The sequence below is a fragment of the Bordetella tumbae genome (genome assembly GCF_054780995.1).
The window spans coordinates 79,764-97,553 of record NZ_BAAGVG010000007.1; the positions used below are offsets into that span (position 1 = coordinate 79,764).

At 59.2% G+C, this 17,790-nt stretch carries 14 protein-coding genes; 6 read left to right on the forward strand and 8 right to left on the reverse strand.

Going from position 1 to position 17,790, the window contains the following annotated elements; genetic code table 11:
• Positions 1 to 281: 281 nt before the first annotated feature.
• A complete protein-coding gene (locus ACYVI2_RS05815; protein WP_415820262.1) occupies positions 282 to 2,840 on the reverse strand; it encodes a DNA primase family protein in 2,559 nt (852 codons plus the stop codon).
• 952 nt (positions 2,841 to 3,792) lie between these two features.
• Here ACYVI2_RS05815 and ACYVI2_RS05820 point away from each other — a divergent pair.
• Positions 3,793 to 4,407, forward strand: coding sequence for a tail assembly protein (locus tag ACYVI2_RS05820; RefSeq protein ID WP_415820263.1), 615 nt, complete (start codon positions 3,793 to 3,795; stop codon positions 4,405 to 4,407).
• Between the two features lie 527 nt (positions 4,408 to 4,934).
• Positions 4,935 to 5,948, forward strand: coding sequence for a hypothetical protein (locus tag ACYVI2_RS05825; protein WP_415820264.1), 1,014 nt, complete (start codon positions 4,935 to 4,937; stop codon positions 5,946 to 5,948).
• Positions 5,949 to 6,101: 153 nt separating this feature from the next.
• On the opposite strand, the gene ACYVI2_RS05830 is transcribed toward ACYVI2_RS05825, so the two are convergent.
• The 6 genes from ACYVI2_RS05830 to ACYVI2_RS05855 all read right to left on the reverse strand — a co-directional run bounded on the left by ACYVI2_RS05830 (position 6,102) and on the right by ACYVI2_RS05855 (position 12,619).
• Entirely contained in the window at positions 6,102 to 6,380 is a 279-nt protein-coding gene (locus tag ACYVI2_RS05830) for a helix-turn-helix transcriptional regulator (protein WP_415820265.1), read from the reverse strand.
• The gene (locus tag ACYVI2_RS05835) at positions 6,340 to 6,753 is read right to left on the reverse strand and encodes a hypothetical protein (RefSeq protein ID WP_415820266.1); all 414 of its coding nucleotides are present in this window, start codon (positions 6,751 to 6,753) and stop codon (positions 6,340 to 6,342) included. The genes ACYVI2_RS05830 and ACYVI2_RS05835 overlap by 41 nt, the downstream gene beginning before the upstream one ends.
• 678 nt (positions 6,754 to 7,431) lie before the next feature.
• The gene (locus ACYVI2_RS05840; protein ID WP_415820267.1) at positions 7,432 to 8,469 is read right to left on the reverse strand and encodes a tyrosine-type recombinase/integrase; all 1,038 of its coding nucleotides are present in this window, start codon (positions 8,467 to 8,469) and stop codon (positions 7,432 to 7,434) included.
• Between the two features lie 787 nt (positions 8,470 to 9,256).
• On the reverse strand, positions 9,257 to 10,543 hold the full coding sequence (locus tag ACYVI2_RS05845) for a M28 family peptidase (RefSeq protein WP_415820268.1): 1,287 nt from the start codon (positions 10,541 to 10,543) through the stop codon (positions 9,257 to 9,259).
• A gap of 49 nt (positions 10,544 to 10,592) precedes the next feature.
• A complete protein-coding gene (locus tag ACYVI2_RS05850; RefSeq protein WP_415820269.1) occupies positions 10,593 to 11,570 on the reverse strand; it encodes a Bug family tripartite tricarboxylate transporter substrate binding protein in 978 nt (325 codons plus the stop codon).
• A 125-nt stretch (positions 11,571 to 11,695) separates the two neighbouring features.
• On the reverse strand, positions 11,696 to 12,619 hold the full coding sequence (locus ACYVI2_RS05855; protein ID WP_415820270.1) for a LysR substrate-binding domain-containing protein: 924 nt from the start codon (positions 12,617 to 12,619) through the stop codon (positions 11,696 to 11,698).
• Positions 12,620 to 12,771: 152 nt separating this feature from the next.
• Here ACYVI2_RS05855 and ACYVI2_RS05860 point away from each other — a divergent pair, with 152 nt between their 5' ends.
• A complete protein-coding gene (locus tag ACYVI2_RS05860; RefSeq protein ID WP_415820271.1) occupies positions 12,772 to 13,122 on the forward strand; it encodes a DUF2200 domain-containing protein in 351 nt (116 codons plus the stop codon).
• Between the two features lie 41 nt (positions 13,123 to 13,163).
• On the opposite strand, the gene ACYVI2_RS05865 is transcribed toward ACYVI2_RS05860, so the two are convergent.
• Positions 13,164 to 14,501, reverse strand: a complete 1,338-nt coding sequence (locus ACYVI2_RS05865) for a DUF7256 domain-containing protein (protein WP_415820272.1) — start codon at positions 14,499 to 14,501, stop codon at positions 13,164 to 13,166.
• A gap of 281 nt (positions 14,502 to 14,782) precedes the next feature.
• Between ACYVI2_RS05865 and ACYVI2_RS05870 the strand changes: the two genes are divergently transcribed.
• The 3 genes from ACYVI2_RS05870 (at position 14,783) to ACYVI2_RS05880 (ending at position 17,774) form a co-directional block, all read left to right on the forward strand.
• The gene (locus ACYVI2_RS05870) at positions 14,783 to 15,784 is read left to right on the forward strand and encodes a Bug family tripartite tricarboxylate transporter substrate binding protein (RefSeq protein ID WP_460490275.1); all 1,002 of its coding nucleotides are present in this window, start codon (positions 14,783 to 14,785) and stop codon (positions 15,782 to 15,784) included.
• A 36-nt stretch (positions 15,785 to 15,820) separates the two neighbouring features.
• On the forward strand, positions 15,821 to 16,798 hold the full coding sequence (locus ACYVI2_RS05875; protein WP_415820275.1) for a LysR substrate-binding domain-containing protein: 978 nt from the start codon (positions 15,821 to 15,823) through the stop codon (positions 16,796 to 16,798).
• Positions 16,799 to 16,961: 163 nt separating this feature from the next.
• Positions 16,962 to 17,774 (forward strand): aspartate dehydrogenase, encoded by an 813-nt coding sequence (locus ACYVI2_RS05880; RefSeq protein ID WP_415820276.1) that lies wholly within the window; start codon positions 16,962 to 16,964, stop codon positions 17,772 to 17,774.
• The last annotated feature ends 16 nt before the right edge of the window (positions 17,775 to 17,790 follow it).

The window sequence follows — 17,790 nt, forward strand, 5'->3', positions numbered from 1 at the left end:
TCATGCGGCTCGACGCGCAGTATGCCGAAAATTCCAACACAGAGGGCGAGACCGTGGAGTTGGGCCGTGAGCTCGTAAAATTTTCTAAAATTTTGGATTTCCGCCTCGATCAAGGCTTAGCCGTCCCGCCAATTGGTGATAGTGGTGATAATTAATCCCGCCAAAAGGTATCTTTTTTTAATAATCTATTCATGAGGATTTCATACTTTTTGAGGGATTAATTATCACCACTATCACCAATTTTCCGACGCATCACTTGAGCGATGATCGGCCTCGGCCTTTTAGTCGTCTTCGGCTATCGCCATCGCTGCGGCTGCATCCTTCTCCGTCCAGCTCTCCCGCACCGAATCCGGCACCACGTCGTCCCAAATTCGCCAACCGCGATAACTGACCCGTCCCCCAGAGCGGACTTTCGGCACCTTATCCACCATGTCCTCACCGAATACCCGCCCACTTGGGCACGGGAGTCCATTCCGAATGCACCAAGCGCGGAACACCTGAAACAATACCGCCGCTTCTATCTTGCCTCCGTTCTGGCGCCCCGGCTCGTCCTCGACCATGCATTCGTCAACGAACCGCTGTACCGTATCCAGCGATGCGCGATAGTCAGAAGTCTTTTTCTCGACCGATGCCGGCAGCCGCATCTCACGTCGCTGCACCATCTGGAAACCGCCAAGGCACCAATTTAGAATCCCGGCCATCTCCCGTGCCAGTTTTTCCTCTAAGTGCATATCCCGGCCCAACCCCGTAAACGTCGCAGAGAATGGCACCGCACGGACACGCCTCCAAGTGCCATGATCGTTCTCGGAAATTGTCGGTAGAAAATTACCGGGCATCACTACCTTGCACACTGGCCGCAACATGACAGGATTTTGATTGAGAAGCCGGACTGACATCGCGTCACCCGACACAATATCCTTGAACACCCCGCTATTAAGTTGCTGCCCCCGCGCTATCTCTGACGTTACCGCCATGCGAACACCGCGCAGTTGCGCCAAATCAGGAGTCGCCTGACCTGGCTTATGCTTCACCATCAGCGCATCAACAGGCAACGTCGCCGCATACGAACCCAACAACTTGCGCAGAGTGCCAACAAACACCGATTTACCATTGCCGCCAGCGCCGTGCATGAAATAGCTTTCATGTCGCGAAATATCGCCGGACAAGCAATAGCCAGCCACGCATTGCAGATACCGCACCAGCTCGGCATCGCCGCATGCAATTTCATTCACAAACTGTTCCCACCTTGGGCACTGCGCGCCAGCGTCAAAAGCAACATAAGCTCGTTGTGTCAGGAGCAACTCCGGGTCATGGGCAAACAGTTGGCCCGATTTCAGATCGAGTACGCCGTTGTCGACGTTGAGTAGGTACGGTTGAGCATCAAGCAGACCAGACCCAACACGCAGAGCCAACTCCGCCCGCATCAACTCCTTGACCGCTCGCACCGTTGACGCCTTTTCCATGCGTGCCACGAACGATGTAATAGCCTTCACGCGATCCTCGTCCATGTCCGCCGTGATATGCCGCACCAAGCCCCGCCCCTCGACCTTGAGCAGAGGATTAATCGACGCGCCATCAGATTCGAAATTCCACTGCTTGCCGTCCCACACGATCCAGCAGCCCGCATCCTCGACAAATCGTATTTGATGCGAATACTTCGCCGCGATGAATTCAGCCATCCCCAGCTCTGTTAGCTTCGGTCGCGCATCCGGATTCTGTTTTAGATCGGCCAGAGGATTCAACTCTGGATACGGATCGACCCATCCTTTTTCTCGCGCCCGCATAACCAGAGTGCCCAGCGCCACCACCTTGCCCGTCTTGGCGCTGCAAGCATCAAACATCGATTGCCATTCACGCTTTTTGAAAAATTCCTTGCTGCCGCTCTGCTTGGCCCACTCCCGCACCAAAGCCAAACCGTCATCGCGGCCCAACTCGAAATACACTGCTTGTAGCACCTGTAACCTCAGGGAATGCTTGCTCACGCCATCCGCTTCGTCGTCAGGGTGCAGCACTTTCAACAAGCTTTTCACGCGTGCGACTTTCTCGCCAGTGACTGGCGTTGCAGTTGCCGATACCGTATCCCGGGCCATCGCCTTCGAGCCTGCTGCGTCCCAGAGTTCGCCCAATGGCGGCTCATCCTCAGTAAATCGCTCTGGCGCCCACGTATCGCGGGGACTCGCCACCAAGGCGCGGTAACTCTCCGGTGTCATCGCCATGATTTCATCGCGACTGATCTGCACCTTGAACGTGCCCGTGTCCGGTCGCCTCACATTCACGCAGCGCCACATCCGGCCCTTGCGTGCCGAGTAAACGCGCATGTCGAGGCCGTCCACGTACAGCGATTCCGCAAACTTTTCGACAATGCTCGGCAACATTCGCCGCTCATCGTCTCGCAAATTCGCATACCCGCTCTCAACGCAAAACGCTAGCGGGACTTCGACGTGAAAGCCCTTTTTCCCTGTCGCGTACAGTCGCAACATATCCACGTCTACACCGTACCCCTGCAACTTGGACAGGAACCGTTGAACTGATTCGATAGCATCGCCGAGTTCGTCTCGATCAATATCGAACCATGCACAATCAGCGAGGTATTTCACCTCGTTTGGTGGGGTCTCCGTCTCATCATTCTTCTGATACGTGGTCGCACAGATAGTACGGAACAACGCATTGGATGGGATGTTGTCCGCGTTTTCCTCTGGCATAGAAAGCCATGCACTCTCCGCTTGTCGCTGGTAGTAGCGCACGAATTCCCGCCCAGCGTTTCCGCTATCTGTGAGGGCGCTAACATTGTCAGCGCCCTGTGTGTCGGCTTCAATGCCGATCTTGTTGTTTTGGTACATAGGACCTCATGAAACAAGGCATATTGATAGCCACAGCGCCAGCCCAGAGGTAAAATACACCTGTTATTTGTTCCCGCTGTGCTCAGGGCCTGACGTTATGCCGATGACGTCAGGCCTTTCTCTTTGGCAGCGGCCCAGCGCCGCCTACTTTTCCTTATCATCCGCCTATTTAGGCCTTCTGCAATACGCTCGCAGGTAGCGCCAACACGGCCAAGGCACCAGCGCCGCCCTGGCGTATATCTCGATGCCAACGGAAGGCACCGAGCGTCAAATCAGGTGTCCCAGCGGTTTATGTTGCGAACGGTCGTAGGCTTCGATCCCGCAAGCGCATTGGCGATTTCTCCCGTCTCCCAGCAACGCACGCCTGCCACCTTCCAGCACGGAATCGCGGCCAACCAGTTAGGGGGAGCGTTACGAACGGATGCCTCAGGCCTGCCCAGGACTCGAGCCAATTCAGCCCAACCAAAATAACAGTCTCGCGGTCGCTCGGAGGTTTGAAAAACGGTTCTCATGTCGTAGGTTCTTATCATTAATTATCGACACCGCTAATTCAACCAGACTTTTGACGAACGTGCAAACATCAGACGGCCCACCATTTGGACAGCCCAGGCGACGCAGACATTGACCTACTCGGCAAGTAGTTTCATAATGGCATCACTGAGTCCCCATAACTATGTCAATAAGGGCCCATTGTGAAAGCACTTCACACCATGCCGCCGAGGCCGATCATCGGTTACCGGCAACTATCTCAGGTACTACATCGTTCTATCGGCGCACTCAAAGACGCTGCATTGAACGAACGACTTCCACTATCCGTTTACCGTGTTGGCAACACCGTCATTTTTGATCGTGACGAGGTAGAGGCCTACGCAAAAAACTACGTCCCGTGGCGTCGTATTCGCAGCTAGTCACCCTGCACAAAACTGCTCACACAAGAGGAGAAAAATCCCAAATGAGCGAAGTCATCCAACCCACCGAAAAACTACGCACTATCCGCTTGTACGGCGACCTCGGCTCCAAGTTCGGGCGCGAACATAAGCTATACGTCAGCACACCCGCCGAGGCTATCCGTGCACTATGCAGCCAAATCGAGGGCTTCGACAAGCACATAAGCAATGAGGCGTACCGCTACGCCGTCCTGATCGGCAAACGTCGCGTCAACTTACACACGAAGCCTGAAGAGCTTCACGAGCCCCCCGGCGATGGCATCGTCAGGATCGCACCAATTCCCGCTGGCGCAAAACGAGGCGGACTATTTCAAACAATCCTTGGCGTTGCCCTGATCGCAACCGCCTGGTTTAACCCGCTGGGTCTAGCCGCCGGCTCGTCGCTGCTTACAGGCATGATGAGCGTCGGAGTCGGCCTCACCCTTGGCGGCATTGCCCAACTCTTGAGCCCACAACCCAAGCTCAACTTGGGTGAGGGTGCAAACAACAAGGCCAGCCAATACTTTTCAGGCCCCGCTCAAACTGTGCCGCAGGGAAATCCTGTGCCGATCTTCTATGGCCGCGGCCTCGTAGGTTCAGTTCCGATCAGTGCCGGCATTTACGCCGAGAACAGCCAGTAATCCCGTCAACCACGCAGAGGACACACAATAATAATGAAAAAGCTCGACTCACTCATCGGCGGATTTGACGCCAATGTTTACGGCAAGAGTCCCAGTCGCTTGCATGAGCACTTCTGTAAACACACGCGACACAAAGGGTTCACTACCATGCCTCGCAGATCGTTAAACAGCGCCAAAGAAGAGGCGTCTCCCCTCCTTGTCCAAACGATTCAAGCAGAAACGCTGGCCGTCCAACGCTTGAATTCTTCGGAATGTGCTCCGGCTAGCATCGGAGGGCAAGATCTCAAGCGATACCGCCTGGGCTTTCAGGTATGCCATCTCGCTTGGTCCCGCGTAATGAGTGCATGGAAACGCATCCCCGGCTCAGAAATCAGTCGGACCCCAGGCATTCAGTTTCTCGAATACTCGAATTTTTCCATGCACCCCGAGGCCTTAGACCTGCTTCGCATGTGGCATGGCGTATATCCAGGGACAAATTTTGAGCAACGCACTATCACCCTCAATGGTCCGGTATGGGAACTCTGCAAATGACCGAACAACAACTCATCGCCACTCTTGATCTGTTGCGGCAAGCGCCCGAGAGCAACTTCCCTATCAACCCCGCGGCAGCGATACAAATGAATGTACGACGGGCAACATTCGATGCGCACTACCGGTCCTGGAACTCGCTGACCTTAGACGATCCCGAATGGCTTACAAACCTAGGCGGCCGTGCGAAGCTGCCTCATATTCGACGCGAACTCCGTCGCCGAGGTTTCGATATCCGCATCCTTGAGGGCGATACAGGCAAGGACCCAGAGACAGGGGCTCCATACACAAGGCAGTGTCTCACCCTTGTGCATAACGCCGTCTCGAAAGAGCAGACCACGGGCGCTGTCGGCATCGATCCCTCCGAGCAAATCGCAAGAGTCGTACAACGCATAGAATCCGCTGCCCAACCCATTCAGCGTGAGTGGGGCTCGTCCACGTATCGACATGAAACTGACATACGCCGACCGTTTTATGGATGGCACTCTACAAATTTCTTCGCCAAAGCCGGGGCCTGCGATCTAGAGTTTCTAAAGCCCCACTTTGAACGGGCTAATTATCACTTAGTGCTGAGTTCATTTGAGCGCATTCTGCAAGATGGCACCACATACAACCTTGAGGGACTCGATCACCGCCTAAATGCCCAATACGACACCGCTTGGGCTCGCCTCGATACGCGTGGAGCGCTCGCTGGTAAACACGGCCCATTGACGGAGAATGAATACCACCTACATAGAGCAGTTCGCCAATTCAAAATAGACCAATGGCACGAACTTCGGCCACGAGACCTTGAACGCATGCAACGTGCAGGCATGTTGGACAGCCATGGCTGGCCCACTGACCACACAGTCTGGACTGATGTTGATTCAGAACTTCTGGCGGCTTGGCGCTTAGGTTGGAGTACCGCCGAATTGCATACCCTCGAAAAGGGTGAGCAGCAATGGGCTGGCCAGACCTTCAACGGGCAACGTCGTTCGCTGCCGTTTCGTATGGCACCTATGCCGCGCATGTAATGCAGGCCAGCAGGCTCGGATTCGAGCCTGCTGATTGCCGTTTTTTAAAGAACACGCTAGGCACCTCGCTGGAAGTGGCTAGCGTGTTGGCTCTTTCGAAAGAGCCAACCGGAACCGCGCAACTTGCCCTCTTGTCAGTTGTCCCTCTGCAAGTCAATCAGGTTCGCTATCGGAGTCGGCCACAGTGCGATAAGTCAGGGGGCTCTCCAGCCAGCGACTGATATCTGCGGAATACCACGCCACTGCTCTAAGTCCGATTTTTATTGGGTGTGGGAATGTACCCAATTTGATCCGCCGGTATAGTTCGGATCGTGACAGACCGGTGATCCCAGGAAGATCCCGCATCCGATACAGTCTCCGCAAGTGCTTTTCAAAGGGCATGAGATTACCCTCAAGCGTGGAAATTAGGCTTCGGCTCTTTCGCGTTTTCATCAAGCGTCCAGCCGAGACGGAACGTCTCACCCGCAAGCTCGCCCAAATCCTTGTGTAATCCTTTGATATGCTGCCGAGCCATCCAAGCGATGTTGGCTAATGACTTGCTCGCGTCCTCTTTCCCGAGACTCGCAATCACTGCAATTTCAGTGCACATTGTCCGGTACTGATCTAGCAAGTCGCTCAAGTCTCTGAGCGAGTGCTGCACGGCCTTGTCAACTGTTTGGCGGCGCAGTGTGCGCAGTAGTTCGTCTGCGGCTTCCAGGCTGAAACGCGCTTGCGGTGTCTCTGGCTGTCGAACATGCTGTGTCCAAGTCAGCGCGCCTTCGCCGTTCAATTTTGGTTTTGCACCCGGGTTTAGTAGTGTCGTCATCTCGAACATCCTCTAACTTGAAGGTGGAGCGGCTGCGCCGCCCCGGCGCATTACAGCGCGGTAAGTGTGTAATTCACCCAACAGTGGTCCAGGTATAGCGAGAACCGAGTATCAACGGTCGTCACTGGCCTTGCTATTGCAAACCAATTGGCTCTATCAGCACCCAACTTACGCCCATACAGTTCCATCTGACGCCTCTCATCCCTCCCTATGCCGGAGTACTGACACGCCTCTTTCCACCGCATTAAATCGGGGTAATCGTCTGGAATCCCAAACCGAGCCAATCCAAATCGAGCAAGTTGCTCGCTGAATGTCATACAACCTCGTTGATTACCCTGCTCGAAAATCTTTAGCGCGGTAGGCTCGTAGTCTTGGCGAGCGGAGAACCATAAGAGAGGGGGCTCCCCCGGTAGGCTGTACGCTGCAACCCTTGGGCGCAGTTCGCCGCACTCCAGTATTCGCCCAGCGCGCACATGTGTTGTGTAATGCCAGAGCATCAGTTATCCCTCAATGAGTAAGCAAGCTGTAAACCCGGCCCCTTGGACATCTTGTGAATACGTAGTCGCACAATAGGCCAGAAATAACGTATGAATTGGGGGGACTCCGCCTCTGGCGGTAGTGAACAACGACACACATGCAAGAGCGTCTCCAGGCCCATGGCCGCGATAGCGGTATCATTCATGGCATGCCCCCTTCGAGTTGTGCTAGCTTGTTGACCAAGTGCGACGCGCGAACATGGCTATACCGTGCCAATTGGGTGAGTGTTCGATGTCCGCTAATCGCTTGAATCTCGCCCAGGCTCAAGCCTAATTCGTGCAGCTCGGAAACCCGCGTATGTCTGCTATCGTGGAACCGAACTCCCACAAGCCAATCAGGATCAGGCGTCACGCCTTCGCGTTTGCATTGCGCCTCGTATGCTGCCCTAGCACGCTTGGCCGCACGACTCCATGCCTTACTCATAGCATCAGCCCTCACATTGAACACGCGTTCACCTGTACGCGGTAGATTCCTCAGAATCTCCACTGCCTTAGCCGTCAACGGAACATCGCGCCCGTAGCCGTTCTTCGTCTCCACCAAATGCGCCACGCTGGCAGCCAGATCGACGTAACGCCATTGCAGGTTCACGACTTCGCCCAAGCGCATACAGGTCGCCAGTGCCAAGCCCGCTACGGCAGGTAGAACTGCGCTATCGCTGGCCTCGATGACCGCCTCGAACTCCCCCTCTTGATAACGACGGTCGCGCTGGTTGCGTATGGTCGGCTTACGAATGTCGCGCACAGGATTGCCACACGGCACACCCCAATCCAACTTGGACACCTGAAACACATGACCCAACACAGCCAGGTGGCGCGCTACGGTAGCCGGGGCCTTGTCTCGCGCAAGATTATTCCTTAGCTGCGTCACGTCGGACGCCTGTACTTGATCCAACGGCTTTGCAGCTATCGAGGCCGAGGCCAAGGCTCGGATGATTGATGCCTCCTTGTCGGCTGACCTTTTGCGAGCGCTGATGTCTCGCTGGTAACGACTAAGCGCCTTGGCCAGCGTCATGACGGCCGCAGTCTGCTCTGGTTGATACAAGCCAGCCCGCATAGCGTCCTCTGTTGCCAGAGCCCAGCGTAGCGCAGCTCTCTTATCATGGAAACTGCGGCTTGCTGCCTGTCCTGCTGCGCGAGCCCGAGCCAGGAACTTGTCGCCTCGAGAGATCACAGTAGGCATGCCGGCACCCATACAGCAACAAGCCACACTCCCGCACAACGTACCGAACGGTAAAACGGTTTAACCCAAGGCCTATGAGCGCGATCGCAGCGCCAGGCCCTACGAAAATAGACCGTGACTCCTCTTGCCGCTTTGCAAGCGAGTAGGTGGCGCTCGACCTCCTTAGACGCTCGGTCCACTGCTTGCGGGTTTGGGTCGTGTAGTGTTTGCATGAACAAATCTCCAGAGATTTGTCACCGGGCTGTCACCACGTCTAGCGAGTCTCCCGACCTTGCGCCTGTCAAGCCTTACGAGTAAAGGCCATTCAAGCGTTCGCTCTCGGGGAGAGCGTCGCGTTCGCAATGCGAAGGTCGGGAGTTCGATCCTCCTCCGCTCCACCAAAATTCCGGATGAAAAAGCCTTGGAAACACAACGTGTTCCAAGGCTTTTTGTTTCTACCATGACCGGCATCCTCACCCGTTCCGTACGCCTTGCTCCGGGCTGCGGCCTCCGGTCCCGCCCTTGACACCTCTTCCAGTCAGAACCGCCACGCGTACGCCGAATTATGTCGCTAGAAGGCGCAGATGACGGGTCAAGGAGAGAGCCAAGACAACCTCGACGACATCTACGGAAGACACTGCACCTTTGACACGGGCCTCCTCCACTCCGACAGCACGCTCCTAGACATCACGGCGCCGATGTCATTTCGCCAAGGGGCGGGAACTATGTGGGTTTTCCGCGTGGGCAAGCAGGCGGCCGCCCGCGAACTCGATGGGCGCCTATGGAGCGCGAGGCCTCGCCCGATGGCCTAGATGCGGGGGCAGGTCGACCCTGATTTCAACGCGTCCAGCTCCTGGTCGGTCATACCCAACGCCAGCGACGCCATCGCGCAGGTCACCGCCAGGGCATTGCGCATTTCGCCCTCCAGGATAATGTCCGGGACGTCGCCACGCGACAGGATGTGACGTACGCACGATTGAGGCTTGTCAAAACCAGCCACCAGGCGAAGTGCGGGAATGCCGTGCCTCGCGAAATTGGCGTGGTCCGAGTTGGGCATGAAGGGCAGCCAGTGCGACACCGGCACGCCAGCCCGCGTGGCGGCACTCTCGACCACGCCCGCCAACGCGGGATAGTCGCTGATCAGCGCGCATAGCGTGTCATCGCCCGCTACGGTGTCCAGGTTGATGTTGAGCTTCAAAGCGTGGCGTTCCGTGGCTGCCATGTCGGCCAGATATCGTGCCGAACCCGCCAGCGCCCACTCTTCAGCCGTGAAAAAGCATATACGCAGCCCCGGCGTGCCGGGTCCCAGCTGTCCGGCTAGGATGCGCGCCGCCGCCAGCGCAACCGCGACGCCCGTGGCGTTGTCCAGCGCGCTGCTTCCCAAGTCATGGCCATCCATGTGCGCGCTGATGACGATCCGGCTGTCGCGTCCGCCGGGCAGATCCAGGATGCCGGCGCAGGCCATCGAATCCCGCAGTTCTTCTCCTTGAATAAGCAAACGCACACGCGCCCGAGGCTGCGCGCACAATGCCAAGGCACCTTCGTGGTCGATATAGGCCGCCGGGATGCCTGCGCCATCGCGGGGCCGCCCTGACGATCCGGATAAAGGGCCCGCGCCAGGCAAGGGATTGGCTATCAGAAAGGCGGCGGCGCCGTGCGCCACCGCCATGTCGTATTTGCGGCGGCGATGTACGTGGCCCTTGGAAAACGGATACTCATGGCGCACCAGCACGATCTTGCCGCGCACGGCGTCGCCCGCGCGTTCAAAATCTTCCTGGCGGCCGGCCCCCAAGTCCAGAACGGTGCCTTCCAGCCCCAGGGCATCCGTCGATGCCGAACGCAGCAGGGGAACACATTCCAGGTTTACGGGCGTGTCGCCCAGCAAGGTCAGGCTGCCCGAGAGACAGCGCCAGCCATCATAGGGCACTGCTACCCGCCGGACGTCGGGTCCGACCTCCCGCAGGCGCGTCAGCGCCCACTCCATGGCTGCTTCATCCTGCCCGGTGCCGGACAAACGTCCGCCAAAACGGCAAATGGTTTGGAAATCGTTCATCAGGGCCGCGTCGTCGGCAGCCGCCTGTTGCCAGGATGTCATCTGTGTCTCCGGCGCCGCGCTGCGATGCGCGCGACGCATGCAAAGCGTGTTATTCGAAAGTGATATTGGCGCGCTGCACGACATCGGCCCAGCGTCCGAAGTCCTGTGCCAATAGCGCTTTCAGGGCAGCGGCGCTGGTATCCGGCGGAAGATCCATGCCCACACTGGCCAGCCGTTGCCTGACGGGCTCGGACTCCATGACTTTAGTCATCGCGTCCGACAGCTTTCTCTGTACATCCTCGGGTGTTCCGGCCGGTGCCACCAGGCCCCACCAGCTTTGCACGGTCAGGCCGTGGTAGCCCAGCTCCTCGAAGGTCGGGACATCAGGCGTATCCGCGTGGCGCGTGGGGGAGGACACGGCGATGGGCTTGATCTTCCCGCTCTGGTACAGCGCTACGGCCGTGGCCATGGTGGTAAAGCTGGCTTCGATCTGACCGCCTGCCAAGTCATTGACCGATGCGGACGCGCCCTTGTACGGGATGTGCGCGAACTCGGTCTTGGTGGTCAGCATGAACAGCTCGGCCATCAAGTGGGTCAAGGATCCATTACCTCCAGAACCCATGGAAATCGTTCCCGGCTTGGCGGCAGCCGCATTGACCAGGGACTTGACGTCCTGTACTTCGAATTTGGGATTGACGAACAGATACATGGGTGACAAGCCCAGCAGCGTGATGGGCGCAAAGTCAATCTTCGCGTCGTATTTCACGCGGTCCTTGTACAGCGCGGGAACGATGGTGAACGGCACATCGGCCAACAGCAGGGTATAGCCGTCGGGCGCTTCGGAGGATACGTAGGCCGTGCCCAGCATCGACCCTGCGCCGGCGCGGTTCTCGACAATGACGGACTGGCCAAGTTGGGCGCTTAGTTGATCGCTGATGGCGCGGGCCACCACGTCGGAGCTGCCGCCGGCCGAATACGGCACGACGATCTTGATCGGCTTATCGGGATAGGCAGCTGATGCCGTTTGCGCGCTTGCCAGAGTCGCGGGGACGGCCAGGGCGGCCAGCAGTTTTTTCCACTTGAACATGATTTTTTGGGTGATCCATGAATAATTTCATGTCATTGTGGTGGCTGCTCCTGCCCTGGGCAAAGGAAGTATGAGCATGGGATATTCCAATCCGGAATGCCGTCAGTCGGCATGCGTGGCGGCCGCTACGCCAGCCCTGCACGGCTTCGAGCCTGCGCATTCAGGCTCTGGCCCTGCGCAATGACCCAATCGCAGAAAGCCTGGCAGTACGGGCCGCCAACATTGGGGCGCGGCTGCATCAGGTGATAGCCGTAGCGGCCTTCGACTGTCTCTCCGAACGGGCGGACCAGCTGACCGGAGTCCAGTTGTTCCAGCACCATACACAGGGGCATGATTCCCGCACCCAATCCGTTCAACACGGCCGGCAGCAAGATCGAAAATCCTTCGTATTCGGGCGCTGTGGCGTCAGGTCCGGTCCACAACGGCACCACATCGGCTTTCCATTCGTCCCAACCATAGCCGCGCTGAGCACGCTTTAGCAACGGCAACCGGGTCACGTCATCCACGGATTGGACAGGATGGCGCTTCAACAGCGATGGCGCGGCGACCAGCGTCATTTCGCGGCCGCAGAGATACTGCGCGCTCATGCCTGAGACGTAGCCGGTATGGAGCTGGATTTCAGCGTCGAACCGTTCTGAACGCTCACGCCCATGCAGCAGGCGGGGGCGTATGTTGACCCGGATCTCGGGGTGCGAATCAAAAAACTCGGACAGCCTGGGCAGCAGAAAGAACTGTGCGAACGATGGAGACACCGCAACGTTCAAGGCGACGCGCGACATGGGATTTGCAACCAGGGCGTCCGCCTCATCGATCAGGCGTACAGCCGCACTCACGCGTTCCAGGTACAAGGCGCCCGCGTAGGTCAGGCGCAATCCTGTGGGCATACGCTTGAACAGGGCCGTGCCCAGGCGGCCTTCCAAAGCAGCCACGTGTTTGCTGACCGCGCTCTGGGTCAGGCTCAGGGCTTCAGCCGCTCGGCTGAAATTCAGGGTCTGGGCGGCGGTGAGGAAAATGCGCAGCGAAGACAGAGAGTTGCGGGTGCCTTTCATAGGTATTTTTTGGACTTGCGAGTGGGGAGTGATGTAGATGCGAGTCGTAAACTATTCGCTGCGGCATATTTGCGACCCAAATGGTACATAGCCAAATCGAATCAGGCACGAGTGCATCCCGCACATCGGCCCGAGCCATCGGAGGAATGATAATGAGCAACGAACGAATCTTCACAACACAGTTCGCACAGATTTATCCGATGTACATTCAAAAGGCCGAGCGTAAGGGTCGGACGAAAGAGGAAGTGGACCAGGTGATCTGCTGGTTGACTGGATACAATCCGGCCGAACTGAGCCAGCAGATTGAACAAGGAAACGATTTAAGGACATTCTTCGCCCAAGCGCCAGCCCTACATCCCAACAGTTCGATGATCAAAGGTGTGGTGTGCGGGATTCGTGTGGAAGACATCAAAGATCCATTGATGCAGCAGATCCGCTACCTGGATAAACTTGTGGACGAACTCGCCAAGGGGAAGGCGCTAGAAAAGATCCTGCGGCAATAATCGCATCGTGCCTGGCCAAGGCGTTTAGATCAGACTGCGACTCACCCGCAAGCCCAATCGATCTTCATCTGCTCCAAGTCCACCTGCCCCACGCCACCGCCGAAGTTAAAGCAGGCGAGCTCTTCCCCGAATTCGAAATAATACGGACTGAATGGCGGATAGCCTTGCACCGGGATCATCGTGCCGCCCAGGTGATGGGGCGTCTCCTGAAACCTATCCAATCCCAACGCTTGGCCTTGGTCGCTGAACGCCGGCACATAACCACTGCACTGATTCTCGTGTTCCCATTCTCGTGCCGGCTTGCCGGCGTTGGGATCCTCGCGTTCTTCAATGGTGATCGGGCGGGCCGATCCCGCCCCATAACTGGCCATGTCCGGTTGTGATCGCGAGAGCCAGTCAGGAGCCGATTGTCCCAGACGCCAACTCGGCTGCGGCGTCCCGTGCAGCCACGGATACTCGGTCATATCCGGTGGCGAGGCTAACGGACCGGCGAATTCCGCCTCGGTCAGCCACAGGACGGCGTATTCACATCCGAGAACATCGCGCATCTTGTAGCTGCGCGGATGTCGGTGGTGATGCGGTTGTTCAACCAGGCCACCTCCAGCCGGAATACCGTCGCGCCCTGATGACGACGTGAATTCCGGGAGTCGAGCCAGGCTCTTCAATTCGACGAATTGCTCATCCACGAACAGACTGAGGGCGACATACTCCGAACCTTGTGCCCGGTAGTCCTCCGGAACCCGCAAGGTAAACGCATGGCGCAATGGGTGACCATAGGTCTCGCTCAATGGCCATTGCGCCGCGGAGATACCTGGTGGCCGACCCAGGCACCATCCGTTACCCCAGAGAGCCGCCCTCTCGGTGACCGGCAATGGCGTCAGCTCGCCGGGAAAAACGTTGTAAGCCCGTGTCAGGCGTGGATCGGCGTACTTGTACGGACGCTCGGGCGTCGCTAACCCGGGGCGTGATAGTTCAATGACCAGTAAACGACCCTCCTTCGCCCGCAGTTCCATGACATCACCGGCGGCGGTCGTCTCCCGATAGACGGCGATCTTGCGCTGCGCCCACTCCTCTGCTTCGTCGCCATCAATGGGGCGCATGCCAGGCCTGGCGGCGAGCGCGGCCTCTACTGGCATTCCGATAGAGACGCCATCCAGTACCAAGTCTCCGGGGAAAGTCCGGTAAAAACTGATCTTGTGCAGCCGATTCTCGACGTCCAGATACGCGCTGCACACCGGCATCCCATCTGCGCCTTTGTAGCCCACATACCCTTCATCCTCGGGTGTCGGCGCCTTCCAGGCGTCACCGGCCGCCTCGATCAAGGCTTGAACTGGCATCATGGGGCGCAGTCGGGCAAAGGCTTCGAAGTTCAGAGTCATCGACTTGCTTCCTTGAAAGAACCACACACTCAGGCGGAAGGAGTTTACCGCCAGTAAATGGTCGCTCGCCCCAGCCAGCGCAACCAGACGGCCCACACGTGCATGTTCATCGACTATCTGGTCGAGGCCCTGCAGGCACCTTCGTCCGCGCATCCGGGCAGGTGATTAGCCTGGCTAATGCCCATGCCAAAAAAAACGGTTTGAATGAATTTGCTGCGCCACAGTAGGCTGGCATCAACGCACCGGAAAGACCAGTGCGTAAAACAATCAAGGGGAAGTCCATGTTCTGCTCACGTATTGCGCCCGCGGCGCCGATCCCACGCACCTGCGCTTCGGCCATCCTGGCGGTGGCCGCCGTCCTGTCCTGCACGGCCGCCGTGGCCGCCTATCCCGAGCGGCCCATCACGGTGCTCGTGCCTTTCCCCGCGGGCGGCATCAACGACACCATCGCACGTCCCGTCCTGCAAAAACTGGGCGAAGCCCTGGAAACCTCCATCGTGGTAGAAAACCGCCCCGGCGCCAGTGGCGCGATCGGCAGCAGCCAGGCCGCACGCGCCAAACCCGACGGCTATACCCTGCTGCTGGGCGCGGCCAGTACCCTGGCGGTGGTGCCGCAGTTGAACACCAACGCCGGCTACCATCCGCTCGACGATCTGGTGCCGGTGGGCGGCATCGCCTCAGTCGCCAGCGTACTGATCACCGGCCGCAAGGACACCTACAGCACCCTGCCCGCCGTACACGCAGCGGCCAAGGCCAGACCCGACCTGCTTACTTACGGTTCGGCCGGGCCGGGCACCTCGCAGCACATGCAGATGGCCCAGTACAACCTGGCCCAAGGACTGCAGATGATGCACGTGCCCTACCGGGGCGGCGCGCCCGCCATGACTGACCTCGTGGGCGGGCAGGTCGACCTGATGATGGAACCGGTCGCCACGGCGCTGCCGCAGATCCGCGGCGGGCGGGTGCTGCCCCTGGCCATCTCGCAAAAGACCCGCTCGGCGCTCCTGCCCGATGTGCCCACGTTTGCCGAGGCCGGCGTGCCGGGATACGAAGTCAGCACGTGGTTTTCCCTGATGGCACCAGCTGGCGTCGACGCCGACGTGCTGCAACGGCTGAGCGACACGCTCGTGCAAGTCCTGGCCGACCCGGAAATCGTCAAGGCGCTGGGCGATCGCGGCGTCGACGCCATGCCCCTGCCCTCGGCCGCCATGAAGGCCTACATGGCGCAGGAATACGCGCTGTGGGGCAAAGTCATCAAAGAGGCCGGGATCACGCCGCAGTAGAATCCCAGGTTCTTCCCGCAGCATGGTCCATGATCGATGCGTCGACGCCTTCCTCCACTGACAACGCTGCGGCCTTTCGAGGCCACGGCAAGGCTGGGTTCGTTCACACAGGCCGCCCGCGAACTCTCGCTCACCCAGGGCGCGGTCAGCCAGCAGGTGCGCAACCTCGAAGACTTCCTGGGCGTGCGGCTGTTCGAGCGGCACGCCCGCCGGCTCGATCTTTCCGAAGCCGGCCGGCAGTTCTACGCGTCGGCCCGGCGGGCGCTCGACGACCTCGAGCGCTCCACTGCGCGCATCGTCGCGCGCGGAGCCCGCGAAACCGTCACGCTCACCACCATGCCCACGCTGGCCACAGTCTGGCTGATGCCGCGCCTGTCCTCGTTCACTTCGCTGCACCCCGACATCGACCTGCGCCTGATGACCTCGATAGAACCAGCCGACCTGCATGCCGGCGGCGTGGATGTCGCGATCCGGGTCGGCAAGCTGCCCGGGCGCAGCTATCGCCGCGACCGCGCGCATATCGATCTCGTCATGACCGAGCGTTGGGACGGCATCGTGGCCGACCCGCTGTTCCCCGACGCACTGGTGCCAGTGGCCTCGCAGGCCTTGCTGGCGGCCGGTCCGCCGATCGCCACGGCCGCCGATGTATTGCAGTATCCGCTCATCCACACCGTCAGCCGGCAGCGGGCCTGGCAAGACTGGTTCCAAGCCCACGGCCTGGCCTTCCATCCGCGCGCCGACGCCCCGGAGTTCGGTCACTTCTTCATCTCGATGCAGGCGGCGCTCGAAGGCATGGGCATTGCGCTGGTTCCCGAGCTCATCTACCACTACGCCCGCCAGCAGTCCACGAACCTGACCGCGGCCTGGTTGCCGGCTGTTCGCAGCGCGGGCGAGTACTACGTGCTCACCCACGAATCACAGGACACCTCACCCGCAGTGCAGGCGGTGCGGCAATGGCTGGGCGAGCAGGCCGGCGCTACGCGCGCGCAGCATGGGCTGGACGACAGCGTGTGAGCCTGCACAGGCGCCAGAAAGGCGGACACACCCCTTGGGGGACGGCGCGCAGCGCCGCTATTACTTCTGCTAATGACAGCCGGCAGAATTAATCTTTTGCATGCTCCCGCCTTTTTACGTAGCCTTGCCCCCTCATTGCTTCATCCAGCTTCAGGAGTCATCCATGCACGCAGCACAACCCATTCGTGTCGGCATCGCCGGCCTCGGCGCCATCGGCAAATCCATAGCCCGCAAACTGGATGCCGGCATCCCCGGACTGCGCCTGGCCGCGGTGGGCGTGCGCGATGTCGGCAAGGCGCAGGCAGCCTGCGCGTTTGCCACGCCGCCGGTCTATACGGATATCGACGACCTGGTCAATCACTGTGACGTGGTCGTCGAATGCGCACCGGCCGCCTTGCTGCCGCAGATCGCCACGCCAGTGCTCAAAGCCGGCAAGAAGCTGCTGGTGCTGAGCAGCGGCGCCCTGCTGATGAACCAGGATCTCGTCGAGCTCGCCCGTGAGCACGGTGGCCAGATCATCGTGGCCACCGGCGCACTACTCGGGCTGGACGCCGTCACCGCCGCCGCCGAAGGCAAGATCAATACCGTACGCATGGTCAGCCGCAAGCCGCCGATCGGCTTCGCCGGCGCACCCTATGTGGTGCAGCACGGCATCGATCTGGACGCCATCAAGGAACCGACACGCATCTATACCGGCACGGCGCGCGAGGCGGCCACGGGTTTCCCGGCCAACCTCAACGTCGCGGTCTCGCTGTCGCTGGCCGGTATTGGACCGGATCGCACCATCCTCGAGATCTGGGCCGATCCGACCATCTCGCGCAATATCCACCGCATCGAGGTGGACGCCGACGAAGCCATGCTGAGCATGGAGATCCAGAACGTGCCCAGCGAAAACCCGAAGACCGGCCGCATCACGGCGCTGTCGGCGGTGGCAGCGCTGCGCAAGCTAGCCGCTGCCCTGCGTGTCGGAACCTGACAACAGAGCCCCCGCA

Excerpts from the sequence above, each read along its gene's own strand:
- ACYVI2_RS05815 (WP_415820262.1), bottom strand. The coding sequence starts at position 2,840 with ATGTACCAAAACAACAAGATCGGCATTGAAGCCGACACACAGGGCGCT.
- ACYVI2_RS05820 (WP_415820263.1), top strand. The coding sequence starts at position 3,793 with ATGAGCGAAGTCATCCAACCCACCGAAAAACTACGCACTATCCGCTTG.
- ACYVI2_RS05825 (WP_415820264.1), top strand. The coding sequence starts at position 4,935 with ATGACCGAACAACAACTCATCGCCACTCTTGATCTGTTGCGGCAAGCG.
- ACYVI2_RS05830 (WP_415820265.1), bottom strand. The coding sequence starts at position 6,380 with ATGAAAACGCGAAAGAGCCGAAGCCTAATTTCCACGCTTGAGGGTAAT.
- ACYVI2_RS05835 (WP_415820266.1), bottom strand. The coding sequence starts at position 6,753 with ATGACGACACTACTAAACCCGGGTGCAAAACCAAAATTGAACGGCGAA.
- ACYVI2_RS05840 (WP_415820267.1), bottom strand. The coding sequence starts at position 8,469 with ATGCCTACTGTGATCTCTCGAGGCGACAAGTTCCTGGCTCGGGCTCGC.
- ACYVI2_RS05845 (WP_415820268.1), bottom strand. The coding sequence starts at position 10,543 with ATGACATCCTGGCAACAGGCGGCTGCCGACGACGCGGCCCTGATGAAC.
- ACYVI2_RS05850 (WP_415820269.1), bottom strand. The coding sequence starts at position 11,570 with ATGTTCAAGTGGAAAAAACTGCTGGCCGCCCTGGCCGTCCCCGCGACT.
- ACYVI2_RS05855 (WP_415820270.1), bottom strand. The coding sequence starts at position 12,619 with ATGAAAGGCACCCGCAACTCTCTGTCTTCGCTGCGCATTTTCCTCACC.
- ACYVI2_RS05860 (WP_415820271.1), top strand. The coding sequence starts at position 12,772 with ATGAGCAACGAACGAATCTTCACAACACAGTTCGCACAGATTTATCCG.
- ACYVI2_RS05865 (WP_415820272.1), bottom strand. The coding sequence starts at position 14,501 with ATGACTCTGAACTTCGAAGCCTTTGCCCGACTGCGCCCCATGATGCCA.
- ACYVI2_RS05870 (WP_460490275.1), top strand. The coding sequence starts at position 14,783 with ATGTTCTGCTCACGTATTGCGCCCGCGGCGCCGATCCCACGCACCTGC.
- ACYVI2_RS05875 (WP_415820275.1), top strand. The coding sequence starts at position 15,821 with ATGCGTCGACGCCTTCCTCCACTGACAACGCTGCGGCCTTTCGAGGCC.
- ACYVI2_RS05880 (WP_415820276.1), top strand. The coding sequence starts at position 16,962 with ATGCACGCAGCACAACCCATTCGTGTCGGCATCGCCGGCCTCGGCGCC.